The organism is Halochromatium glycolicum (assembly GCF_016584085.1).
Lineage (GTDB): Bacteria > Pseudomonadota > Gammaproteobacteria > Chromatiales > Chromatiaceae > Lamprobacter > Lamprobacter glycolicus.
The window spans coordinates 1-22,094 of sequence record NZ_NRSJ01000030.1 but is presented as its reverse complement, the minus strand read 5'-3'; the positions used below and the strand labels follow the sequence as shown (position 1 = coordinate 22,094).

The following is a 22,094-nucleotide window of genomic DNA, read 5'->3' as shown; positions in this document are numbered from 1 at the left end:
ATTGCAGCCGCGACTGAGCGGATCAGGCCGGCGCGCCGGCCGCCGAGCGTGCCACCAGCGACGGCGCGTTCCAGAGGCGCTCGAGACTATAGAAGTCGCGAACCTTCGGCAGCATCAGATGCACGACCACCCCGTTGAGATCGACCAATGCCCACTCGCCGACCTCGACGCCTTCCACGCCCAACGGCGGTTCGCCGGCTTCCTTGGCCTTGTAGGCGACGGTCTCAGCGATCGCCTTGACGTGACGGTCCGAGGTCCCTGAGGCGACGATCATGTAGTCGGTCACCGAGGTCTTGCCGCGCACATCCATAACAGTAATCTCGCGCGCCTTCATATCCTCTAGGACCTCGACCACGAGGTCTTTCAATTGCTCGAGCTGCATCAGCACTCCTGTTCGGGCGGGAAGCGGGCACCGCGCGCCGGCAACGTCTGCCAACGACAAGAGGGCCAGTGACGGCGTTCCCGCGGTCAAGCGCCGTCCGCGTTGCTTTGAGTGTAGCAGCCGCCCTGTAACGCAAGCTGCAACACCGAGTCCGGCAGCAGATAGCGGGGACTCTCGCCGTTGATAATCAACCGGCGAATCCGCGTCGCCGAGATATCGAGCTGCGTGACCGTTGCGAAATAGATCCGGCCAGAGGGCTCGGAACGCAAGCCGTCGGGCTCGCGGACGCGGCGCTGGCTCACCTGGTCTCGAGTCCAGGGGTCGCGAGCGGTCACCGCACCCGGGCGCTGCATCACGACCAGGTGTGCCAGAGCGAGGATATCGAGCGGGCGATGCCAATCACCGAAGGCGGCAAACGCATCGGCGCCGACGAGCAGACAGATGGGCGGCTCCGCGCCCAGCTCGTCGCGGAACGACTCCAGGGTATCGACCGTATACGAGGGGCCGCCGCGCTTGAGCTCACGATCATCGGCGATCAGGCAGGGCTCGTCGCGAATCGCCGCCTCCAGCATCGCCATGCGCTGGCTCGCTGAGGCGATTGGCTGACGCCGATGCACCGCCGCGGCCAGGGGCAGCAGACGCAACTCGGTCAGGCGCAGCTGCTGCACGACATCGAGCGCAGCCCGCAGATGTCCCGAGTGGACCGGATCGAAGGTACCGCCGAATAGGCCGATCATGGCTTCCTCCCGAGATGGCCCCCGTCTAGGTCTGTTTCCGCGAGCGCCCTATTCCCGAATCTGACCCTCACCGAGCACGATGAACTTCTGCGATGTCAAGCCCTCGAGTCCAACCGGACCCCGCGCATGAAACTTGTCGGTGCTGATCCCGATCTCGGCACCGAGGCCGTACTCGAAGCCATCGGCGAACCGAGTCGACGCATTGACCATCACTGAGCTCGAATCGACCTCGCGCAGGAACCGCCGCGCGCGGCTGTAATCCTCGGTGACGATGCTGTCGGTATGGCGCGAGCCGTGCGCCTCGATATGATCGATCGCAGTATCCATCCCGGAGACGACCCGAACCGACAGGATCGGAGCCAGGTATTCGGTCCCCCAATCGGCATCAGTTGCCGGACGCGCATCGGCCAGGATCTCGCGCGTGCGCTCGCAGCCGCGGATCTCGACGCCCTTAGCGCCCAAGGCGGCACCGATCCGTGACAACAGCGGCCGGGCAACGGACTCCGCCACCAATAGGGTCTCCATCGTGTTGCAGGTCCCGTAGCGCTGCGTCTTGGCATTGACCGCAATCGCTACCGCCTTGTCTGGATCGGCCTTATCGTCGATATAGACGTGGCAGACACCGTCCAGATGCTTGATCACCGGCACCCGGGCGTCGCGGCTGATGCGCTCGATCAACCCCTTACCGCCCCGGGGGATGATCACGTCGAGATGTTCAGGATGGCTGATCATTGCGCCGACCGCAGCCCGGTCCGTGGTCGCCAACACCTGGACGCCATCGGCCGGAAGGCCCGCCGCCTGCAGCCCGCGATGGATGCTCGCCGCGATCGTCTGATTGGACTGGAACGCCTCGGAGCCGCCGCGGAGCACGGTCGCGTTACCGGCCTTGAGGCAGAGGGCCGCCGCGTCGGCGGTCACGTTCGGGCGCGACTCGTAGATGATGCCGACCACCCCGAGCGGCACCCGCATGCGCCCAACCTGAATCCCGGACGGGCGATAATCGAGCTGGCTGGTCGCACCGACTGGGTCCGATAGGGCGGCAATCTGTTCCAACCCGGCGATCATCGCGTCGATACGCGCCGGTGTCAGCTCGAGCCGATCGAGCAGCGCGGCATCGAGCCCCTTCGCCGCCCCGGCCTCGAGGTCGGCGGCGTTCGCCGCCGCCAGCGTTTCGCGTTGAGCGTCGAGATCGGCCGCGATCTCGGCCAAAGCACGATTCTTCGCACGCGTCTCAGCCCGCGCCATGGCTCGGGAGGCAAAACGCGCCCGGCGCCCAACCTCTGCGACGTACGCGGCCACGTTTGTGATCTTGGTCTCGGTTTTCATGGTTCTTCAAGAGACGAATGAGGTGCGCAGCGACGCGCAAAACCCAGTAGTCTAGCAATCTTCATTGCGCTGATCAGCGCCAATTCTGTGCCCATTTCAGGCGATCCGATCGATGCGCGGGCGCGCCGACCCGGGCGCGGCCAGCCCCTCGGCAATCCCCTCGAGCAACTGCCATGGGTTGGCGTCGACGCGCCCTTTGATCGCCTCATCGGCGTCAGCGCAGCGCATCACCAGATCCCAAAGGGCTGCAAGACCAATCCGATCGGCTGCGGCGAGCGTCGTTTGTCGTCGCGACTCCCAGACCTGGTGTGCCTTCAGTATTGGCCCCAGGGGTTGCTGCCTGGCGCGGGCAAAGGCGACCGCGGCGAGCTTGCGGACCTCCCGCGCCAAGGCCCACAACACCAGCGGCTCAGCCGTGCCCTCTGCCCGCAGCCCGGCGAGCACCCGGGCCACGCGCGCCCGGTCGCCGGCAACAGCTGCGTCAGCGAGGTCGAACACCCCATAGCGCGCACTGTCGGAGACGGCCGCCATCAGGCCATCCGCATCCAGCGGTCCAGGCTCGAGGGCCAGCCGGAGCTTGCTGATCTCTTGGTCAGCGGCCAGGAGATTGCCTTCGACCCGCTCGCTCAAGAGCGCAACGGCCTCGGCCGTCGGTGTAAAACCTGCCCGCCGCAAACGTTCGGCAAGCCATTGGCTCAGCTGGCGCCCCTGCAGCTCACGCACCTGCACGACCACGCCAATCTGCTCGATCCGTTGCACCCACTTCGCCTTCAGGCCCTTCCAATCGAGATTGGGCCCAAGGATGAGCAACAGCACGTCATCGCTCGGCTGCTCGCAACACCGGCGGATCGCATCCGCGCCTTCGCGACCAACGCCGTCCCCTTTGGTACCGGATTTCGGAGTCCCGACACGCAGCTCGATCAGCCGACGCTCGGCGAACAACGACAGTGACCCCATCGCACCAGCGAGCGAGCCCCAATCGAAGTCGGGGCCCGTCTCGAGCACCTCGCGCTCATTGAACCCCCGCTTCCGAGCGGCCGAACGCACGGCATCGGCGGCCTCATTGAGCTGAAGCGGCTCGCTGCCGGCGATCAAATAGACCGGAGCCAGCTCGCGCGTCAGTCGCTGCGGAAGCTGCTGCGGCGGGAGCGGCACTGCTAGGAACCCAATGCGGCAAGGCCGGCGCGGAGACTCAGCAGCACCTGATCAGCGGCATCGGCCGCCAGGTCTCGATAGATGATCTCGGACTCCAGCTGCTTACCGAGCACGGCCACGTTAGGATTGTCGTCGAAGGTTCGCTCGAGCTTCAGCGCGCGCGGGGCAATCAGGCGCTCGCCGGTCGCGTCGACCGCATCGAAGCGGATTCGGTATTCCAGCGCGAAAGCGAGCGCCTTACCGGCACGATCGACCGCGACGACACGCGAGCTGCGCGACTGATCGAGGATGCGCAGGACCAATCCGGCATCCTGTGGGCTGGCCGTGAGCTGCACCCCGCTCGCCTCGAGCCGGTCATCGAGCGCCTGCCTGATCAGGCCACCCGCCTGCAGATGGATCGGTTCCAGTCCCTCTGGGACCGAAACCGCCCCGCGCAACTGGAATCCGCAGCCAGCGAGTGTGCCCAGCAACAGGCCGATCAGTACCCGATGCATCAGCGGCTGCCAGCACTGTCCCGATGAGGTCTCGCCGCAAGCGCTCATTTTGCGACGATGTTCACCAGTTTGTTCGCCACCACGATCACCTTGCGCACGCTCGCCTCGCCGATGAAGCGCTGTGCGTTCTCGTTGGCGAGCGCCGCGGCCTCGACCGCATCACGCTCGGCGTCGGCCGGAACGGCGATCTTGCCGCGCACCTTGCCGTTCACCTGGACGACGTAGGTGATCTGCTCCTGCGTCAGCGCCGACTCATCGACGGCCGGCCAAGGCGCGGCCAGGATATCCTCGCCGAGCCCGAGCGCGCGCCACAGGTGATGGGTCACATGGGGTGCGATCGGCGCCAGCAGCCGCAATGCGATGCTCAGGCCCTCGCGGCGCACCGTCTGCGCCGGCGGCTCATCGCCAAGGCGCGAGACCGTGTTGACGATGGTCATGCAGGCCGAGACCACGGTATTGAACTGCTGCCGCTCATAATCGAACAGCGCCTTCTTCAACGCGGCATGGACCTCGCGCCGAGCCTCGGCCTCGGCCTCGGCTTCGCCCAGACCTTCGCCCAGCCCTTCACTCGGCCCCTCGGCCTGACCCTCGCCGAGCCCCTCACCAGAACCCGCAGACGCCCCGGACGCGCGCAGCGCCTCGGCATGCGTGACGGCCAGGTTCCAGAGCCGTTTGAGGAACCGATAGGCACCCTCGACGCCCTCATCGTTCCACTCGAGCGATTGATCCGGCGGCGCGGTGAACATCATGTAGAGGCGCACGGTGTCGGCCCCGTAGCGCGCGATCATCGCCTCCGGGTCGACGCCGTTGTTCTTCGACTTCGACATCTTCTCGATGCCGCCGAAGCGCACCGGCTCGCCGTCGCCGCGCAGCACCGCGCCGACGACCTTGCCCTTGTCGTCGCGGCTGACCTCGACGTCGGCCGGATTGAACCACTCGCGGCGGCCCTCGGTGTCCTCGCGGTACCAGGTCTCGGCGACCACCATGCCCTGGGTCAGCAGGCTCGCGAACGGCTCATCGCAGTCGACCAACCCTTCGTCGCGCAGCAATTTGTGGAAGAAGCGCGCGTAGAGTAGATGCAGGACCGCGTGCTCGATGCCGCCGACGTACTGATCGACCGGCAGCCAGTACTTGGCGCGCTCATCGAGCATCGCCGTCTCGCAGTCCGGCGAGCAGTAGCGGGCGTAGTACCAGCTCGACTCGACGAAGGTATCGAAGGTGTCGGTCTCGCGGGTCTCGCCGTTCGCCAGCGCGGAGAACTCCGGCATCTGCTTCAATGGCGAGCCGGAGCCGTCGACGACCACCTCCTCGGGCAGGCGCACCGGCAGCTCGGTCTCTGGGCGCACGGTGCCATCGGCCGCGCGCACGACCGGGATCGGGCAGCCCCAGTAGCGCTGGCGCGAGACGCCCCAGTCGCGCAATCGGAAGTTGACCTGGCGCTCGCCAACCCCGCGCTCGGCCAGCCAGTCGGCGATCGCCTCGAACGCCTGCTCCGAGGTCAGCCCATCGAAGGGGCCGGAGTCGCGCAGCACGCCCTTCTCGGTGAACGCCTGCTCGTCGATCCCGCAGGGGCTGTCATCGGCGCTGACGATCACCTGCCGCTTCGGGATGCCGTGGCGCTCGGCGAATTCCCAGTCGCGCTGATCGTGCGCCGGCACCGCCATCACCGCTCCGGTGCCATAGCCCATGAGCACGAAGTTGGCCGCATAGATCGGCACCGGCTCGCCGGTGACCGGGTGCGCGGCATCGATGCCGAGCGCATAGCCCTTCTTCTCCATGGTCTCGAGCTCGGCCTCGGAGGTACCGCCTTGCCGGCAGTCGTCGATGAAGGCGGCGAGCTCGGGATCATCGGCTGCGGCCCGCTGCGCCAGCGGATGCTCGGCGGCGACGGCGACATAGGTCACCCCCATCAGGGTGTCGGGCCGGGTGGTGAAGACCTCGAGCGATTCCTCGGCGCCGACGAGGCCGAAGCGCATCAGCACACCCTCGGAGCGGCCGATCCAGTTGCGCTGCATCGCCCGCACCCGCTCCGGCCAGCCGTCGAGCTGGTCGATCGCATCGAGCAGCTCCTGCGCATAATCGGTGATCCGGATCGACCACTGCTCGATCTCGCGCTTCTCGACCAAGGCCCCGGAGCGCCAGCCGCGGCCGTCGATCACCTGCTCGTTGGCGAGCACGGTCTGATCGACCGGGTCCCAGTTCACCGTCGCGGTGGCCTGATAGGCCAGCCCCTTCTCCATCAGCCGGGTGAACAGCCACTGCTCCCAGCGGTAGTAGTCCGGATCGCAGGTCGCCAGCTCGCGCTCCCAGTCGTAGCCGAAGCCGAGGCGCTTCAGCTGCCCCTTCATCGCCGCGATGTTCTCGCGCGTCCAGCGCGACGGCGGAATCCCATGCTTGATCGCGGCGTTCTCGGCCGGCAGCCCGAACGCATCCCAGCCCATCGGCTGCAGCACGTTCTTGCCGAGCATGCGCTGGTGACGCGCGATCACATCGCCGATCGTGTAGTTGCGCACATGGCCCATGTGCAAGCGCCCGGACGGGTACGGGAACATCGACAGGCAATAGAACTTCTCGCGGGACGGGTCCTCGACGGCCTTGAAGGCCTGGGTCTCGTCCCAGTGGCGCTGCGCCGCGGTCTCGATGGCGTGCGGCTCGTACTCGGTCTGCATGGTGAACGGGCTGCTCAGGTGGGTGAAGCGATAAAGGGGCTGGAGCGACAGGCGCTCAGGATAACGCAAGCCCGTATCTGGCCGCGAACCGCACCGCGGCGCGCGCTTGCGCTTTTGGGCGCATGGGCCAGAATCTAGAGTGGAGACAGGCTCGCGGCCGCCGCCTCAGTGCTGAACCGCCCGATACGGGTCAGCGGGCCAGATCGAGGGGCCTCGGGTTGCTACCGAGACCCAACAGCCAGGAAGACCGAGCATGAAGAGAGAACAGAAACCCGCGTCCGAGGACCGACTGGTCCAAGCCTACGAACAGATGCTCGAGCACGCACGCGATGCGGTGAACGATGCCGAGGAGGCGACCCCCAAACTGCGCGCGATGATCGATAAGGCCCGCGACCACATGGTCGAGCTCGGTGAATTGACCCGCGAGGAAGCCCATAAGATCGCCGACTACGTCGAGCGCGACATCGAAGACGCTGCCCACTATCTCGCCGAGACCGGCGAGGACCTACGCGCCTGGTGGCGATTCGACCTGGAATTGATCGAGCAGCGCATCCTCGATGCCTTCACCAGCGTCGCCGATCAGACCCGCCTGCAGTTGGAGCAGTGGTCGGAGCGAGCCCGCCAGGCGTCACTCTATCAGGCCGGCCAGATCACCGGTCCCGGCACACTCGTCTGCGATCGCTGCGGGGCCGAGACCCGCTTCACCCGCGCCGGGCGGATTCCGGCCTGTGCCGAATGCGGCGGTCTCAGCTTTCGCCGGATACCGGCCAGCAAGACAGCCCAAGAGTAAACTAAGCGTAACCCAAGCGTAGCCCAAGCGTAGCCCAAGGAACGCAAACAAGACGCCGTTTCGGGGCGTTGAGTATAGCCATTCCGCCTGATCGCCGGACAGAAAGCGCCGGAACAGTCAGCACCGATGGGCTCAGTCTGTCCGGGAACCAGGGCGGGTGGCGATATTATGGCCCCGAAGGCAGCGACAGGGCCTTCAACGCCACCTTCATTGCCTGGAAGGTAGATCTCCGCCTTCCACAGATGCGTTGTGCGCAACAGGAGGCTTCCGAGTGGATTTCAGTGCTCGCGAATGGAAGAGACGTTTGACGAAACGACCTTGGAACTGGGCCTTAGTGCAGTTATAGTAATGTCTTCAGGTTAGAGTCCCGTGGGAGAGACTGGTCTTCAGGACCAGCGCCGAAGGCGCAACACCGCCCGGAATCGCTCAGGCAAAAGGACTGCGGGACCGACACCGACTCTGGAGAGCGGCCGCAACAGCGGTCCACCGACGGGGCAGCGCTCGTAAGACCAATCCCCTCCGCGAGCCGCGGAGCAGCTTGGCCCTCGACGCAAACTCTCAGGTTCAGGACAGAGGGGCGGCGCGATCAGCAACGGCTGACGCGCTTGCCTGTTTGTCTTAACGCGCGCCGTCAAAGCATTACAGCGGCCGCCAACCGGAGTGCCGCATGGGTTCCAGAACACCCCTCTTTGCCGAGCATGAGCGTTTAGGCGCTCGGATCGTCCCCTTCGGCGGCTGGGACATGCCGCTGCATTATGGATCGCAGATCGACGAGCACCATGCCGTGCGCGAGCACAGCGGTGTCTTCGATGTCTCCCACATGCGTCCGGTCGATATCGAGGGCGCCGATGCTCTCCCCTTTCTGCGCCGACTGCTCGCCAACGACGTCGCCAAGCTCAAACAACCCGGCAAGGCCCTCTACAGCTGCATGCTGAACCCCGAGGGCGGGGTCATCGACGACCTCATCTGCTACTACCGCGGTCCGGAGCGGTATCGCGCCGTCGTCAATGCCGCCACCGCCGAGAAGGACATCGCCTGGATGCAGGAGCAGGCGCAGGGCTTCGAGGTCTCACTGCCCCCCCGGCAGGACCTGGCGATGCTCGCCGTACAGGGCCCCGATGCGCGGACGAAGGCCGAGCCGTTGCTTCCGCCCGCGCTGCGCGAGCCTGCGATGGCGCTGAAGCCGTTCTTCGCCGCCGAGGACGATCATTGGTTCGTCGGTCGGACCGGCTACACCGGCGAGGACGGCTTCGAGATCATGCTGCCGGCCGGGCAGGCTGCCACCTTCTGGACTGCCCTGCTTGACGCCGGCGTCACCCCCTGCGGGCTTGGCGCGCGCGACACCCTGCGTCTGGAGGCCGGAATGAACCTCTACGGCCAAGACATGACAGAGGAGATCGGGCCACTCGAGTCCGGTCTCGGCTGGACGGTCGCGTTCGATCCGAAGGAGCGCGATTTCATCGGTCGCGCCGCGCTCGAGGCCCAGCGCGAGCGCGGCGACCTGCAGCGTTTCGTCGGCCTGTTGCTGACCGGCCGCGGCGTCCTCAGGAGCCACCAGCCGGTCGTCGTCGAGGGACGAGCCATGGGCGAGGTGACCTCCGGTGGATTCTCGCCGACGCTGCAGCGCAGCATCGCGCTCGCGCGCATCGAGCCCGCGGTCGGCGATGACTGCGCGGTCGAGATCCGCGGCAAGGCGGTGCCGGCGCGCGTGGTCAAGCCACCTTTCGTGCGCAATGGGGCAGCGCAGATCACGCTTTGACGCGCCCACCGCGCCGGCACCCCGCACCGCTCGTCAGCACCCTTTCACGGCATCGCTGTCACAACCCACACCCAACTGGCTCGAGCTGCGATGGCTCCGAGCCGCATCGCAAACGACCAGTGCGTCGACTGAACGCGTCAACTCAGGAGGCCTTCGATGACCATCCCAACCGAGCTCAAATACACCGAATCGCACGAATGGGTGAAGGACAACGGCGACGGAACCGTCACCGTCGGCATCACCGACCATGCCCAGGACGCGCTAGGAGACCTGGTGTTCGTCGAGCTCCCGGAGGTCGGCAAGCAGCTCGCGGCCAAGGATGCCTGCGCGGTGGTGGAATCGGTCAAGGCCGCCTCCGACATCTACAGCCCTGTCGGGGGCGAGGTGACCGCCGCCAACGAGGCGCTCGACGGTGCGCCTGAGACCATCAACGAGGACGCCTACGGCGAGGGTTGGATCTACCAGCTCAAGCTGTCCGACCCCTCCGAGCTCGACAACCTACTCGATGCCGGCGCCTACGAGCAGGTGCTCGCCGACGAAGGCTAAGAAGCTGTCCATCAACTTCTTCCCGATTTACGGGCCAGCGCTGGGCGATCATCGGGAAGTAGAAAATGGACAGCCACTAAGCCGCCGCGCCAATCAATCTCAGCTCAAGCGGCGCCGATCGCGCCGCCCTGAGGCTTTTCTGCCCGTCGCTGCGGGCAACCTGCAACAGCACGGACCCAATACCATGCCCTTCATCCCGCACACCGACGACGACATCGCCGGCATGCTCGACGCCATCGGTGTCGAGCGCATCGATGATCTCTTCGACGAGATCCCAACCGAGCTCCGGGCCAAAGGGCTCGAGGGCATCCCGGACGGACTCAGCGAGATGGAGGTCGCGCAGCTCCTCCAAGCACGCGCCCGGGAGGACGGGCAAGCGCTCTGCTTCATCGGGGCCGGCGCCTATGATCACCATATCCCGGCCGCCGTGTGGCAGATCACCACGCGCGGGGAATTCTATAGCGCCTACACGCCCTACCAGGCCGAGGCCAGTCAGGGCACATTGCAGGTGCTCTATGAGTTTCAGTCGATGATGACCGCGCTGACCGGGCTCGATGTCTCCAACGCATCGCTCTACGACGGCGCCTCGGCGCTGGCCGAGGCGGTGCTGATGGCGGTACGTGCGAACCGCAAGGTCAAGAACGCGCGCGTGCTGATGCCGCGCAGCGTGCACCCGTTCTATCGGCGGACCGTGCGCAGCATCGTCAGGCATCAGGGCATCGAGCTGGTCGAGGTCGACTTCGACCACCGCACCGGCCAGACCCGAGTCGCCGATTGCGAGGCCGCCGGCGATGAGCCGTTCGCGGCCCTAGTGATCCCGCAGCCCAACTTCTTCGGCGTGCTCGAGGACGTCGACGCCTTGACCGACTGGGCGCATGCCCGAGACGCGCTGGTGATCGGCGTGGTCAATCCGGTTGCGCTCGCGTTGCTGTCGCCGCCTGGCGACTGGGGTAGCGAAGGCGCAGACATCGCCTGTGGCGAAGGCCAGCCGCTCGGGATGCCGCTCGCCTCAGGCGGCCCCTATCTCGGCTTCCTGTGCTGTACACAGGCCCAGATCCGTCAGCTGCCGGGACGTATCGCCGGCAAGACCTTGGACGCCGACGGCAAGGTCGGCTACACGCTGACGCTGCAGGCGCGCGAGCAGCATATCCGGCGTTCCAAGGCGACATCGAACATCTGCACCAATCAGGGGCTGTTGGTCACGGCCGCGACCATCCACATGTCGATCCTCGGCGCCGAAGGGCTGGAGCGCGTCGCCGCCGCCTGTCACGCTAATACCAGCCGGTTGGCCGACTCGCTGTGCGAGATCAACGGCGTCGAGCCCCTGTTCGATGCCCCGGCCTTCCATGAGCGGGCGCTGCGACTGCCGGCGCCCGCCGCGAATATCCTCAGCGATCTGGCCGCCAACGACATCCTCGGCGGCTTCGACCTCGGCCGCGAGTATCCCGAGCTCGATCCGGCACTGCTGGTCTGCGCGACCGAGCTGCGCACCGATGCCGATATCGCCGCCTACCGCGAGGCGATGGCGCGCGCACTGGCGATCGCAGACGCCGCCTGAGACAGCCCTCTCTCAGCCACCCTCCCCGCCGCACAGGACCCCGCCATGCTGATCCACGAACAATCTCGTCCCGGCCGCCGCGCGACCGCGCAGGCGCCGCTCACGACCGCCGACAGCAGCGACCTCCCAACAGCACTGCGCCGCAAGCAGCGCGCCGCACTGCCCGAGGTCTCGGAGCTGCAGGCGGTGCGTCACTACACCCGCCTGTCGCAGCAGAACTTCTCGATCGACACCAACTTCTATCCGCTCGGCTCGTGCACGATGAAGTACAACCCGCGCGCCTGTAACAGCCTGGCCTCGCTGCCGGGCTTCCTGGCGCGCCATCCGGCAGCACCGGAGAGCCACAGCCAAGGCATCATGGCCTGCCTGTACGAGCTTCAGGACATGCTGAAGATCGTCACCGGGATGCACGCGGTCTCGCTGGCGCCGGCCGCTGGCGCCCAGGGCGAGCTGGCCGGCGTGATGATGATCCGCGCCTACCACGATGCGCGCGGCGACCACGAGCGCCGCGAGATCCTGGTCCCGGATGCTGCACACGGCACCAACCCGGCGTCGGCGATCATGGCCGGGTTCAAGGTCCGCGAGGCCCCGACCGGCAGCAATGGCGACGTCGATATCGCGGCGCTGCGCGACGCGGTCGGACCGCAGACCGCCGGCATCATGCTCACCAACCCGAGCACGGTGGGCGTCTTCGACCGCAACATCCAGGCGATCGCTGAGACCGTACACGAGGCCGGCGGCCTGCTCTACTACGACGGCGCCAACCTGAACGCGATCCTCGGCAAGGTCCGTCCGGGTGACATGGGCTTCGACGTCATCCACATGAACCTGCACAAGACCTTCTCGACGCCACACGGCGGCGGCGGGCCCGGGGCCGGACCGGTCGGCGTCTCGAAGCGTCTCGAACCCTACCTGCCGATCCCGTTGGTCGAGCAGGACGGCGACAGCTACCGCTGGCTGGACGAGGACGACCGCCCCGAGACCATCGGCCGGATGACCGCGTTCGGCGGCAACATGGGCATCCTGCTGCGCGCCTACATCTATGCCCGGATGCTCGGCGCCGAAGGGATGCGCCGGGTCTCGGAGTTCGCGACCCTGAACGCGAACTACCTGCTCAAGCGGCTGCAGGAGGCCGGCTTCCAAGCCGCCTATCCGGAGCGGCGTGCCAGCCATGAGTTCATCATCACGCTGAAGCAGGAGGCGAAGACCTACGGCGTCAACGCGATGGACTTCGCTAAGCGTCTGCTCGACTTCGGCTACCACGCGCCGACCACCTATTTCCCGCTGCTCGTGCCCGAGTGCCTGCTGATCGAGCCGACCGAGACCGAGCCCAAGGAGGCGCTCGACGGCTTCGTCGAGGCGATGACGCAGATTCGCAAAGAGGCCGAGGAGACGCCGGAGAAGGTCAAAGGGGCGCCCTATACGCTGCCGTTGCGGCGGCTCGATGACGTCCGGGCAGCGCGCCAGCTCGACGTTGCCTGGAAACCAGCAAGCCAACCGGCAAGCCAACCGACAAGCCAGGGGGCCTGAGCGAGTCTGTCGAGCCCCCTCCGCCCCGATTAGTTCGCCCAGATTAGCTCGCCCGGATTCGCTCGCCCGGATTCGCTCGCCCGGATTCGCTCGCCCGGATTCGCTCGCCCGGATTCGCTCGCCCGGATTCGCTCGCCCCGATCATCCGGCCGCCCGGATTCGCGCACAACCGACTCAGCACAGAGGAACAAGGACCGTCATGGCCAACTACAACGTCAAGGGATGGCGCCGCATCATCTATGCGTTCGGCTACTCGATGAAGGGCTTCAAGGCCTGTTATGAGCTCGAGGAGGCGTTTCGCCAGGAGGTTCTCGCGCTCATCCCGCTGATCCCCCTCGGCCTCTGGTTGGGCACCTCCCCGGTCGAGCGGGCGCTGCTGGTCGGCAGCCTGCTGCTGGTCCCGGTCGTTGAGCTGCTCAACTCGGCGATCGAGGCCAATGTCGATCGCGTCGGCCTCGAGCGCAATGAGTTGTCGGCTCGCGCCAAGGATATCGCCTCTGCCGCGGTCTTCATGAGCATCACCTTCGCCGCCGTGATCTGGGGCTTGATCCTGATCCCGCGCTGGGTGTAGATCCACACAACGCTGCTGCGACACCCGATCTTCAGGAATGCCCTTCCGCAACCTCGACTGGACGGGGTCGATACGGATCGGCAATTCCGTGTGCCCAAAATCAGCCTGCCGAAACTGGATCGCCGAACCCTCACCAGACCGCTAAGGCGATTGCCGGAAAAGCTCGTACCGAATTGCGCAGGATTGTCGTTTGCCTTCGAGGAGCGTCGCCGGGAGCATAGCCGGGCTATGTGACCGGCGGCGCGACGAAGAAGGCGAGCGAAAAGACCAGCAAGGCGGTATGAGCCTTGACAGAAATCGCCTAAAGACTGCTCTCGCCCTCTCTTCAAGGGTTGCAGCGAGGTCCAAGACTGACCATATCATTGGGAACCGACGATTGAATCGGATCTGAACCTGATGAGCCGAACCCCTGACGACGCCCCATTCATGCCGCTGCCGATCGCGGTGACCACGGTCTCGGACAGCCGCACCGAGGTCAACGACACCTCAGGCAGCCTGCTGCGCGACAAGCTCGAATCCGCCGGCCATACGCTGGTCGAGCAGGTCATCTGCAAGGATGACGTCTACCAGCTGCGCGCGTTGTTCTCGCGCTGGATCGCCGACCCCGATGTCCGCGTCGTGCTCAGCACCGGCGGCACCGGGATCACCGGCCGCGACAGCACCCCGGAGGCCATCGCGCCGCTGTTCGACAAGACCATCGAGGGCTTCGGCGAGCTGTTCCGGCAGATCTCGTTTCAGGAGATCGGCGCGTCGACGGTGCAGTCGCGCGCGATCGCCGGCATCGCCAACGGCACCCTGCTCTTCTGCCTCCCCGGCTCGACCGGCGCCTGCCGCACGGCCTGGGATCAGATCCTGGGGCCGCAGCTCGACAGCCGCACCCGCCCCTGCAACTTCGCGCAGCTGATCGCGCGCTTCAACGAGCAGTAAGCACCGATGGCAGAGCCGTCGAATTCCTGCGAGCCCGAGCCGGCCGGCGGGAGCACACCCGCTGCTCAGGACAAACCGTTGACCGTCGAGCAGGCGCTTGAGCGCTTGCTCGGATACGCGCGACCCGTCGACGAAACCGAAGCGCTGCCGACCGCCGACTGCCTCGGGCGCGTCCTCGCCGAGCCCGTCGTGAGCGGCGTCGACCTACCGTATTGGGACAATAGCGCGATGGACGGCTATGCGCTGCGCGCCGACGATCTCGCCGCCCACGGCGGCCGCTTGCCGGTCAGCCAGCGCATCCCGGCCGGCCAGTGCGGCACGCCGCTCGCGCCCGGAACCGCCGCGCGCATCTTCACCGGCGCACCGGTGCCGGAGGGCGCCGATACCGTGGTCGTCCAGGAGGTCTGCGAGCCGGAGGATGACGCCGTGCGCGTCAGCGCCGAGATCACACCGGGCGCGAACATCCGCCGGCGCGGCGAGGAGCTCACGGCCGGCACCGAGGTCCTCGCCGCCGGCACCCGGCTCGGGCCGCAGCATCTCGGGATGGCCGCCGGTGTCGGCGCCGCCGAGCTGCGCGTCCACCGGCGCCTCAAGGTCGCGATCCTCGCGACCGGCGACGAGCTGGTGATGCCGGGGACGGCGCTCGGCCCAGGCCAGATCTACAACTCCAACCGCTTCCTGTTCCGCGCACTGCTGCAGGCGCTCGGCTGCGAGGTCATCGACCTCGGCATCGTCGCCGACGACCGCGAGGCCACAGTCGCGGCATTGCGCGACGCCGCCGGACAGTCCGACCTGGTCCTCGCGAGCGGCGGCGTCTCGGTCGGCGAGGAGGATCATATCCGCCCGGCCGTCGAGCGCCTCGGCAGCCTCGACCTCTGGCGCGTCGCGATGCGACCGGGCAAGCCGTTCGCGTTCGGGCGCATCGGCGAGACGCCGTTCATCGGCAGCCCCGGCAACCCAGTCTCGCTGTTCGTGACCTTCGGGCTCTTCGCCCGCCCCTTCATCCAGCGCCTGCAGGGTATGCGCGATGCCGGCCTGCCGCAAGCGCTCCCGGCGCGCGCCGGCTTCAGCCTCAGCAAGCCGGTCAAACGCCGCGACTATCAGCGCGCGCGGCTGAGCATCGATGCCGACGGTCAGACGCTCGTCGAGGTCTTCCGCAGCACCTCATCCGCCGCGCTCAGCTCGCTGACCTGGGCCAACGGCCTCGCGATCATCCCAGAGGGAGAGCCGATCCGGGAAGGCGACCGGGTCGACTTCATCCCGCTCAGCGAGCTGCTCGGTTGAGGCGATGGCAGTTCCGGCGGACAGTCCGTTGAGCTCAGAATCGCGGGCCGCTGCCGCGTTGCGGGTTGCGGCTGCATACCGACGCAACGCCGGACTGCTCGCGAGAATCACATCGGGCAGATCGAGACCATGACGCGGAGACCGCCCCGATGATCAAGCTGCGCTATTTCGCGAGCCTGCGCGAGTCGGTGGGTTCCGACGCGGAGGAGCTCGATCTCCGCGAGCTCCCCGCGAATGCGAACTCCGCAAACCCCGGCACGACCGTCGCCGCGGTGCGCACCCACCTCGCCCAACGTGGCTCCACCTGGGCCGATGCCTTTGCCGAGGACCGGCCCATCCTCGCCGCCGTCAACCAGGACACGGCCCGCCCGGAGACGACAGTCAAAGACGGTGACGAGCTCGCGTTCTTTCCGCCAGTGACCGGGGGCTGATGCCCGTCAGCCAAGCCACGCTCAGCCGCCTGGGCCTTCGCCGGGCCAGTGATCGCCCAGGATTCGCTCAGCGCCCCAGGGACAGGCATCAGGAAAGGCATCATAATCCAGCGGCGTCTCGCCAACCGCCAAGTCCACAGCATCTGGGTAGGCCTCCTCAATCAATGCATCGAGCTGGGCTGAAAGACTCGGGTTTTCTCCGAGGAGCCGGCGGATCGCACGGCGCTGCGTATTGATCGTAGCTCGCCATGATTTGCGATGCGGACAGTCTGCCTGATAGCGCCATTTCAGCAGATGACCGATCAGGACGCCAAGCCGACTCTGCAGTGCGCGCCGTTCTCGCTTCCCCAAATCCTCGACCTCCTCCGCGAGATGGTCGATGTCGAGCTGTCCATATCGCCCACTACGCAATAGCCTCGCCTGCTCATCCGACCAGGCATAGAAGTCGGTCTCGTAATCGATAGTCATTGCACAAACTCACTCCAGCCACCGGGGCACCTTGTCCCAACTCACTCGCACGATAACCTGTGGATCAGCGGAACAGTCAAAGCGCTGCAGCACTTTGGCCGGTCGGCTGCATCCGATTGTTGGCAAATCAATCGGGCCTGGCTCCGTTTCTATGCGCTACGAACCCGGCCAAGGTTTCTCGCTAAGACGTACCGCCGAGTGAGCGCTAGTTCTCATGGGCTTGTATGCACTCCACCAGAATGTCACTCCTCTCAGTCGCCTTCGAACACCAATCGAGCATCCTTACCATGTAGGCGTCGGCGCGGTGCTTCTTGGCGGTCTTCAACAGTTCCTGTGCTTGAGACTCGCTGTCTGCTTCGGCAACGCTACGATAGCTGCCAGCGCGAAGATAGATCCGCACATCCTCGATGCCATGGTTCTTAGAGAAGGTATTGGTCTCATAAAGTGCCAGTTTCTGCGTCGTGTCAGCCCCAAAAACGACACCCCACGGCGGGAGGGATGCCTCGCGTATGGTCGCCAGATCCCTGGTCTTTCGCACCAACGTCAGCGTTTCTGCGGCGGAGTCGTCGTTCCCGAACCGATCGACAGCAATCCGAGAGAACTCGATCGCCTCGTCGAATCGTTGCGTGTAAAAGTAGACGCGTCCCAGGTTGGAGTAAAGGGCCTTCTTCGTGTAGTCGCTGCCTTGTTCGATGTCTTCCAGACCGCGCAAGAAATAGTGCTCGGCCGAACGATGATCGCCAGCACGCATGCTCACCCAACCGGCCGAGTTGAAGACCGAGATATCGGGAATCTTTTCGGCGTCACGTATCGCAATAGCCTTGTCGAAGGCATCCTTCGCTTGGCTATACCGACTTCCACTGTCAGCCGATGCCTGCCAGTAAGCGAGGCCCAGATTGAACCAGGCTCGAAAGTATTCGTCTTTTTCGTTAACTACCTGCTCTAAGGTCGCAATTGACTGATCGATGTTGTAGAGATCATCCAGGTACGGGAGCCGCTGCTTCCTTGCCTGCGTCACGGGCGTGTCCAACTGTTCCGGGATCCGCTGACCGAATTTATCGACGACGTTCGCCGCATGGGCACCGCCAGCGAGAGACGCAACGAGAAAGGCAAGCGTTATGATGATCTTCATCTTCAACCTCCACCCAGGGCCGCTCGGCCTGCTCGGTCGACCTCATCTTCGGTGGAATGCACCGCCTGCAGCTGAGCACGCAGGTCATCCACGCGGAGCGCCGCCGCCTGCACCTGATCACGCAGCGAATCGATGAAATCGTAACCGTCTGGGCAACTACCGGATTGACCCTTCCTGTTTCAGGTCGTCCATTTTGAGGTTGTGCGGCAGCAACGCGGCCACCGCCTCCGGGGTCTTGGCCGCGGGTAGGTGCTCGAAGAGGTGGTTCAAGTAGGCCCAGGGCTCAAGACCGCAAGCCTTGGCCGTCTCCACCAAGCTGAACAGCAGCGCACTGGTCTCGGCGCCCTTCGGGCTGCCGGCGAACAAGAAGTTCTTGCGCGCCAAGCCAAACGGGCGGATCGCGTTCTCGGTGCGGTTATTGTCGAGCTCCAGATGGCCGTCCTCGAGGAAGGTGATCAGGATCGGCCACTGCCCGAGCGCATAGGCGATCGCCTGCCCGAGCAGGCTCTTGGGCGCCGCACGCCCCTCGGCCTGATCGAGCCAGCGGCGGATGCGCATCAGGATGGGACGGCTGTGCGTATGCCGCTCGCGCTGGCGGGTCTCGGCCTCGGCGGTGCGCAGGCGCCGCTCCACGGCATAGAGCTCGCCGATGAGTGCGACCATCTGCTGCGCGGCACTGGCATGGCGCCCATTGGCCGCCTCGACGAACTTCCTGCGCACGTGCGCCCAACAGCCGGTGTGATCGATGATCGCGTCACTGTTGGCCAGCACGTGGTAGGCACCGTCGCCATCGGATTGCAGGTAGAACGGCGCGGGCTCGTCGGCGCCGGGCGGGAACAACACCCGGTGCGGCACCTCGGCGGCGCGGCTCGGGGCGTACTCGAACCAGCGCACCGGTTTGTTGAGCGGCCCGCCGCAGAAGGCCCACATGAACGACTGTTGGGTCTTCGCGCGCCCCGCCTCGCCCATGACCTGCACCGGGGTCTCGTCGATCTGCACCACCGGCCCTTGGGTGAGCAGCGCCTTGAGCGCGGCGGCCACCGGCGCGAGCGGGGCATTCAGCTGGATCAGCAGTCCCGCCATGGTCTGGCGGCTCAGATCGATGCCCTCGCGCGCGAACAGCTGCTCCTGGCGATACAGCGGCAGCGCATCGACGAACTTATTGGTGACGATCAGCGCCAGCAGTGAGCTGTGCGCGAGCGACTTGGGGATGAGCGGCGCGGGGCGCGGGGCGAGCTTCACGCCGATCTCGGCGCCGGGCACCTCATCGTGGACCGGGACGTATTTGGCCCGTTTGGACTCGATGACGTAATACTGGCGTGGGATGACCGCCAACTGCTCGGAGACCTCGTAGCCGATGAAGCGCCAGTCCTCGCCCATGGCCGCCTTAACGGCCTCGGGCAGATCAAGGATGCGCTCCACGCGGGGCAGATGGCTCGGCAGCGGGCGGCGCACCGGTTTGCGCTTGGGCTTGGCCGGCTGATCGTCCGCGCTTGGTACCGGTTTGGTCTCCTGCTCGAGGGCCTCCTCGAGCTCACCGATCAGCGCTTCGAGTTCGGTCTCATCGAAGAGCGCGAGCGGGTTGTCCGGGACGCGATCGGCACTGGGGCCGAAGCGCTTGCGCCGCAGCAGCTCGATGGTTTCGAGCAGCTGCTCGATGCGCTTGGCCTGCTGCTCAAGGCGGGCGGCTTGGTCGCTGCGCTGCTGCTCCGATTCGGCGAGTTGATCGCGCAGTTGCTGAATGATCCCCTGCAGTTGGACGGGGTCATTCGGGAGGCTGTCAGCGGCCGCTTGCATGCGCGCTATTGTACCAGATTCCGCTGATAAAACGGCAACTTATCACGCTCAAATCAGGTCGAAATGGGCCTGCTTGTGGGCCTGCGCGCGCTGCGGATCGAGCCCGTCGAGCAGCCAGTGCAATTCACGCAGCGAGAGCGCGACCGGGCCGGGGGTGCCCGCCGGCGGCCACCCGAAGCGCTGCCGTTCCAGGCGCCGGTACCACAGCCAGAAGCCGTTGGTGTGATCGAACAGGATCTTGAGTTTGTCGCGCCCGCGGTTGCAGAAGCAAAACACCTGGCTGGAGAAGGGGTCCTCGTGCAGGACGTCGACCACCAGCGCGGCGAGTCCGTCGATCTGCTTGCGCAGATCCGTCGCGCCGGCGGCGAGGTAGACCTTGGTGTGGGCGTCGAGGCTGATCATGCCGAGGCGCGCGTCTGCACCAGGTCGATGACGGCGCCCAGGGTGTGTGCCGCGACGTCGGCGCCGATCTCCAGGCGCAGGCCATTGGGGAAGACCAGCGTGAGCGCGGCGGCCGGCTCGCGATGGGGGATCGCAGTGCTCTGCGACAGTTGCACCGGCAGCAGGCGCGGCGGTTGCGAGCCGCCGCCCGCCAACCGCGCCTCAACCGCGTTTGGCTCCTGGCGCAGGCGCTCGCGCCAGCGATGAAAGCTACTGACCGAGATGCCGTGGCGATCACAGTATTCGGCTTGCGTCAGGCCGCTGCCGGGCCAGCCTTGGATCAACTCGCGCCATTGCTCAAGCGTGCGTCTGCTCGTGCGCGCCATGCCATGCCCTCGCTTTGCATTGAACACGGCGATAGGGTGCCGGGAGGCTTCCCGTGCGCATCGATGCACTTCGCTGGACGCTTACGATGAAATCCTTGATCTCCGAAACGTCCATTATGACAGTATCCTTATCCGGATGGCATGCAGCGCGCGGCCTTGCTCGAAGCTCGGGTGGTACTCGGCGCGGTAGGCGTCACCGTACAGGCGCACGATGTCGGCGACCTCGAATTGCGGTTCGGGGTCGTCGGGCGGGAATTCCCGCCGGATCTCGGCGCAGAGCCTGTCGCTGTCCATGCAGACAGTCTAGTCGGTGATGTTGCTTTTGGGTGCTGCGGTGAGCGTGCCGGCTTTCGATGCCCAGCGCGATGGCACTGTTTATTGATTCAGTTCAACGTCACGCATCAGCCGACACAAAAAGCTGAGCGAGGAACGAGCGGCTCTCTTTGAGGTCGGCTGTATGCGCTTGTTAGCCCTTACCGAGTTACAGTTGATTTACGACGTCAGTCAACGAAGCCGAAGCCGCTGTACCCTCTGATTCCTTGGCGCTGCGGAGATCCTGCAAATCCTGATAGTCTTCGAGAGCTTCGGCGATGGCACGAAACTCTTCAATGGGAAGAACGACGTACTCTTCAGAACCTTCCTGCCCTATAAACTGAGGATGCAGATTCATAGATCACCTCTTGGCGTAAACGTGCTTTCTATGCATCACGCGATACACAACAACCGTAGCTCCTTCAACTTCAAAAAGCACCCCGTAGTTACCAACGCGGAGCCGATACTCAGGTGTGAAATCGGTGAGTCGCTTGATATTTGCGCTCAGCCCGTTTTCCAGTTCGCCGAGCTTCTTGGCAATTCTCGCGGCTTCTTGTTTTTGAAGGCCACGTAGATCCTTTATTGCCTGAGGCTTTAGTTCGACTTTCATATGCGGTCCGCGTGGTGTCGTGCTTTTTTCTTATTGGCTAACGTTTCGGGTAACCCGAGCCGGCCGCTGTGTGGCCGGCTTCGGGGTTTACCCGTGTGTTAGAGCCGACCTAACCAGTACTGGGGGCGACGCCGGTTGTGCGCTACTGCCAGTACCTGTACGATATTCGCCTTCTCTCGGTACAGAACTGTAAACGGAAATCGTTTCATTCTCATGCGCCTTACGTCAGGGCGTCTTTCGACAGGGTTTCTGTGCGGAGATTCACAGATCGCCTCCATTGCTCTTTCGAACTCACCCAGATACGTAGCCCCAAGCCCTGGGCGTTTTGACTCATAATAGGCGATAGATTCCAAATACTCTGCTTCAGCAGCGGGATGAAAGAAATAGCTCATCTCAGGAGGGACATCGCTTTTCGCCTGACCTCTTCCGAAGAGACCGGCTCTACAAGACCTTCATCCAACTCGCGTGCCCTCCGGTTTGCTTCCGCTAGCCAGTCCTCGGAAACTTCACTTTCAGACGGAGAGTCAAGACTTAGCAGAAGTTTTTGAGCAAGTGCTGCTCTCTCTTCCTCGGACAGGTGCAGAGCTTCACGCTCAATCTCTGTGAGCTTCATATTCGTTCACCGAGGTTATGTATCTACGTGGCTCTAACGTCAAGCATCAGCCGACGCAAAAAGCAGAGCGACGAAAGGAGCGGCGCTTTTTGTGGTCGGCTGCATGCGCTCGTGTACGCCCGGCATGGGCATGAACTGATGGGGTGAAAGTCCCCTGTAGGAGTACCTGTAGTGTCCTCTTGGACCAATAGAACTACTAGCCGACGGCAAGGGCAAACCCGCGAGGGGATGTCTGG

General features: G+C 65.1%; 25 protein-coding genes and 1 riboswitch. Of the genes, 9 read left to right on the top strand and 16 right to left on the bottom strand.

The window, feature by feature from the left end:
• Positions 1-22: 22 nt before the first annotated feature.
• The 6 genes from rsfS to leuS form a co-directional block, all read right to left on the bottom strand.
• Positions 23-382: a ribosome silencing factor gene (gene rsfS, locus CKO40_RS15445; RefSeq protein WP_200347195.1), complete on the bottom strand. Its 360-nt coding sequence runs from the start codon at positions 380-382 to the stop codon at positions 23-25.
• Between the two features lie 86 nt (positions 383-468).
• Entirely contained in the window at positions 469-1,119 is a 651-nt protein-coding gene (gene nadD, locus CKO40_RS15440) for a nicotinate-nucleotide adenylyltransferase (protein ID WP_200347193.1), read from the bottom strand.
• A gap of 48 nt (positions 1,120-1,167) precedes the next feature.
• Positions 1,168-2,445: a glutamate-5-semialdehyde dehydrogenase gene (locus tag CKO40_RS15435; protein WP_200347191.1), complete on the bottom strand. Its 1,278-nt coding sequence runs from the start codon at positions 2,443-2,445 to the stop codon at positions 1,168-1,170.
• Positions 2,446-2,541: 96 nt separating this feature from the next.
• Positions 2,542-3,600 (bottom strand): DNA polymerase III subunit delta, encoded by a 1,059-nt coding sequence (gene holA / locus CKO40_RS15430; RefSeq protein WP_200347190.1) that lies wholly within the window; start codon positions 3,598-3,600, stop codon positions 2,542-2,544.
• 2 nt (positions 3,601-3,602) lie between these two features.
• Positions 3,603-4,142, bottom strand: coding sequence for an LPS-assembly lipoprotein LptE (locus tag CKO40_RS15425; RefSeq protein WP_242477084.1), 540 nt, complete (start codon positions 4,140-4,142; stop codon positions 3,603-3,605).
• Positions 4,139-6,763, bottom strand: coding sequence for a leucine--tRNA ligase (gene leuS / locus CKO40_RS15420; RefSeq protein ID WP_200347250.1), 2,625 nt, complete (start codon positions 6,761-6,763; stop codon positions 4,139-4,141). The genes CKO40_RS15425 and leuS overlap by 4 nt, the downstream gene beginning before the upstream one ends.
• Positions 6,764-7,016: 253 nt before the next feature.
• Between leuS and CKO40_RS15415 the strand changes: the two genes are divergently transcribed.
• The 9 genes from CKO40_RS15415 to CKO40_RS15375 all read left to right on the top strand — a co-directional run bounded on the left by CKO40_RS15415 (position 7,017) and on the right by CKO40_RS15375 (position 16,159).
• Positions 7,017-7,553 carry a zinc ribbon-containing protein gene (locus tag CKO40_RS15415; protein ID WP_200347189.1) on the top strand — a complete coding sequence of 179 codons (537 nt, stop codon included), beginning with the start codon at positions 7,017-7,019 and terminating at the stop codon, positions 7,551-7,553.
• Positions 7,554-7,913: 360 nt separating this feature from the next.
• A riboswitch (glycine riboswitch) is annotated at positions 7,914-8,005 on the top strand.
• Between the two features lie 215 nt (positions 8,006-8,220).
• Positions 8,221-9,312, top strand: a complete 1,092-nt coding sequence (gcvT, locus tag CKO40_RS15410; RefSeq protein ID WP_200347188.1) for a glycine cleavage system aminomethyltransferase GcvT — start codon at positions 8,221-8,223, stop codon at positions 9,310-9,312.
• Between the two features lie 156 nt (positions 9,313-9,468).
• Positions 9,469-9,858, top strand: coding sequence for a glycine cleavage system protein GcvH (gene gcvH / locus CKO40_RS15405; RefSeq protein WP_200347187.1), 390 nt, complete (start codon positions 9,469-9,471; stop codon positions 9,856-9,858).
• A 184-nt stretch (positions 9,859-10,042) separates the two neighbouring features.
• Positions 10,043-11,416 carry an aminomethyl-transferring glycine dehydrogenase subunit GcvPA gene (gene gcvPA, locus CKO40_RS15400; protein WP_200347185.1) on the top strand — a complete coding sequence of 458 codons (1,374 nt, stop codon included), beginning with the start codon at positions 10,043-10,045 and terminating at the stop codon, positions 11,414-11,416.
• A 45-nt stretch (positions 11,417-11,461) separates the two neighbouring features.
• Complete coding sequence (gene gcvPB, locus CKO40_RS15395) at positions 11,462-12,946, top strand: aminomethyl-transferring glycine dehydrogenase subunit GcvPB (RefSeq protein ID WP_200347183.1); 1,485 nt, start codon at positions 11,462-11,464, stop codon at positions 12,944-12,946.
• A gap of 199 nt (positions 12,947-13,145) precedes the next feature.
• Entirely contained in the window at positions 13,146-13,517 is a 372-nt protein-coding gene (locus CKO40_RS15390; RefSeq protein ID WP_200347181.1) for a diacylglycerol kinase, read from the top strand.
• A gap of 396 nt (positions 13,518-13,913) precedes the next feature.
• Complete coding sequence (moaB, locus tag CKO40_RS15385) at positions 13,914-14,444, top strand: molybdenum cofactor biosynthesis protein B (protein WP_200347179.1); 531 nt, start codon at positions 13,914-13,916, stop codon at positions 14,442-14,444.
• A gap of 6 nt (positions 14,445-14,450) precedes the next feature.
• Positions 14,451-15,728, top strand: coding sequence for a molybdopterin molybdotransferase MoeA (locus CKO40_RS15380; protein ID WP_200347177.1), 1,278 nt, complete (start codon positions 14,451-14,453; stop codon positions 15,726-15,728).
• 149 nt (positions 15,729-15,877) lie between these two features.
• Entirely contained in the window at positions 15,878-16,159 is a 282-nt protein-coding gene (locus CKO40_RS15375) for a MoaD/ThiS family protein (RefSeq protein ID WP_200347175.1), read from the top strand.
• A 21-nt stretch (positions 16,160-16,180) separates the two neighbouring features.
• Here CKO40_RS15375 and CKO40_RS15370 read toward each other — a convergent pair whose 3' ends face one another.
• The 10 genes from CKO40_RS15370 to CKO40_RS15325 form a co-directional block, all read right to left on the bottom strand.
• On the bottom strand, positions 16,181-16,627 hold the full coding sequence (locus CKO40_RS15370) for a DUF29 domain-containing protein (protein ID WP_200347173.1): 447 nt from the start codon (positions 16,625-16,627) through the stop codon (positions 16,181-16,183).
• A gap of 205 nt (positions 16,628-16,832) precedes the next feature.
• Positions 16,833-17,759, bottom strand: coding sequence for a tetratricopeptide repeat protein (locus CKO40_RS15365; RefSeq protein ID WP_200347171.1), 927 nt, complete (start codon positions 17,757-17,759; stop codon positions 16,833-16,835).
• A gap of 156 nt (positions 17,760-17,915) precedes the next feature.
• Complete coding sequence (tnpC, locus tag CKO40_RS15360; protein WP_200347169.1) at positions 17,916-19,556, bottom strand: IS66 family transposase; 1,641 nt, start codon at positions 19,554-19,556, stop codon at positions 17,916-17,918.
• Positions 19,557-19,604: 48 nt separating this feature from the next.
• Positions 19,605-19,958 carry an IS66 family insertion sequence element accessory protein TnpB gene (gene tnpB, locus CKO40_RS15355; protein WP_200347167.1) on the bottom strand — a complete coding sequence of 118 codons (354 nt, stop codon included), beginning with the start codon at positions 19,956-19,958 and terminating at the stop codon, positions 19,605-19,607.
• Positions 19,955-20,323: an IS66 family insertion sequence element accessory protein TnpA gene (gene tnpA, locus CKO40_RS15350; RefSeq protein WP_200347165.1), complete on the bottom strand. Its 369-nt coding sequence runs from the start codon at positions 20,321-20,323 to the stop codon at positions 19,955-19,957. Before tnpA ends, tnpB begins: the two co-directional genes overlap by 4 nt.
• 114 nt (positions 20,324-20,437) lie before the next feature.
• On the bottom strand, positions 20,438-20,617 hold the full coding sequence (locus CKO40_RS15345) for a hypothetical protein (protein ID WP_200347164.1): 180 nt from the start codon (positions 20,615-20,617) through the stop codon (positions 20,438-20,440).
• A 187-nt stretch (positions 20,618-20,804) separates the two neighbouring features.
• Positions 20,805-20,993, bottom strand: a complete 189-nt coding sequence (locus tag CKO40_RS15340; RefSeq protein ID WP_200347163.1) for a type II toxin-antitoxin system Phd/YefM family antitoxin — start codon at positions 20,991-20,993, stop codon at positions 20,805-20,807.
• Positions 20,994-20,996: 3 nt separating this feature from the next.
• On the bottom strand, positions 20,997-21,245 hold the full coding sequence (locus CKO40_RS15335; RefSeq protein WP_200347162.1) for a type II toxin-antitoxin system RelE family toxin: 249 nt from the start codon (positions 21,243-21,245) through the stop codon (positions 20,997-20,999).
• Between the two features lie 98 nt (positions 21,246-21,343).
• Positions 21,344-21,637 (bottom strand): type II toxin-antitoxin system RelE/ParE family toxin, encoded by a 294-nt coding sequence (locus CKO40_RS25410; RefSeq protein WP_200347161.1) that lies wholly within the window; start codon positions 21,635-21,637, stop codon positions 21,344-21,346.
• Positions 21,634-21,858 (bottom strand): addiction module protein, encoded by a 225-nt coding sequence (locus CKO40_RS15325; protein WP_200347160.1) that lies wholly within the window; start codon positions 21,856-21,858, stop codon positions 21,634-21,636. The genes CKO40_RS25410 and CKO40_RS15325 overlap by 4 nt, the downstream gene beginning before the upstream one ends.
• Positions 21,859-22,094 lie beyond the last annotated feature (236 nt).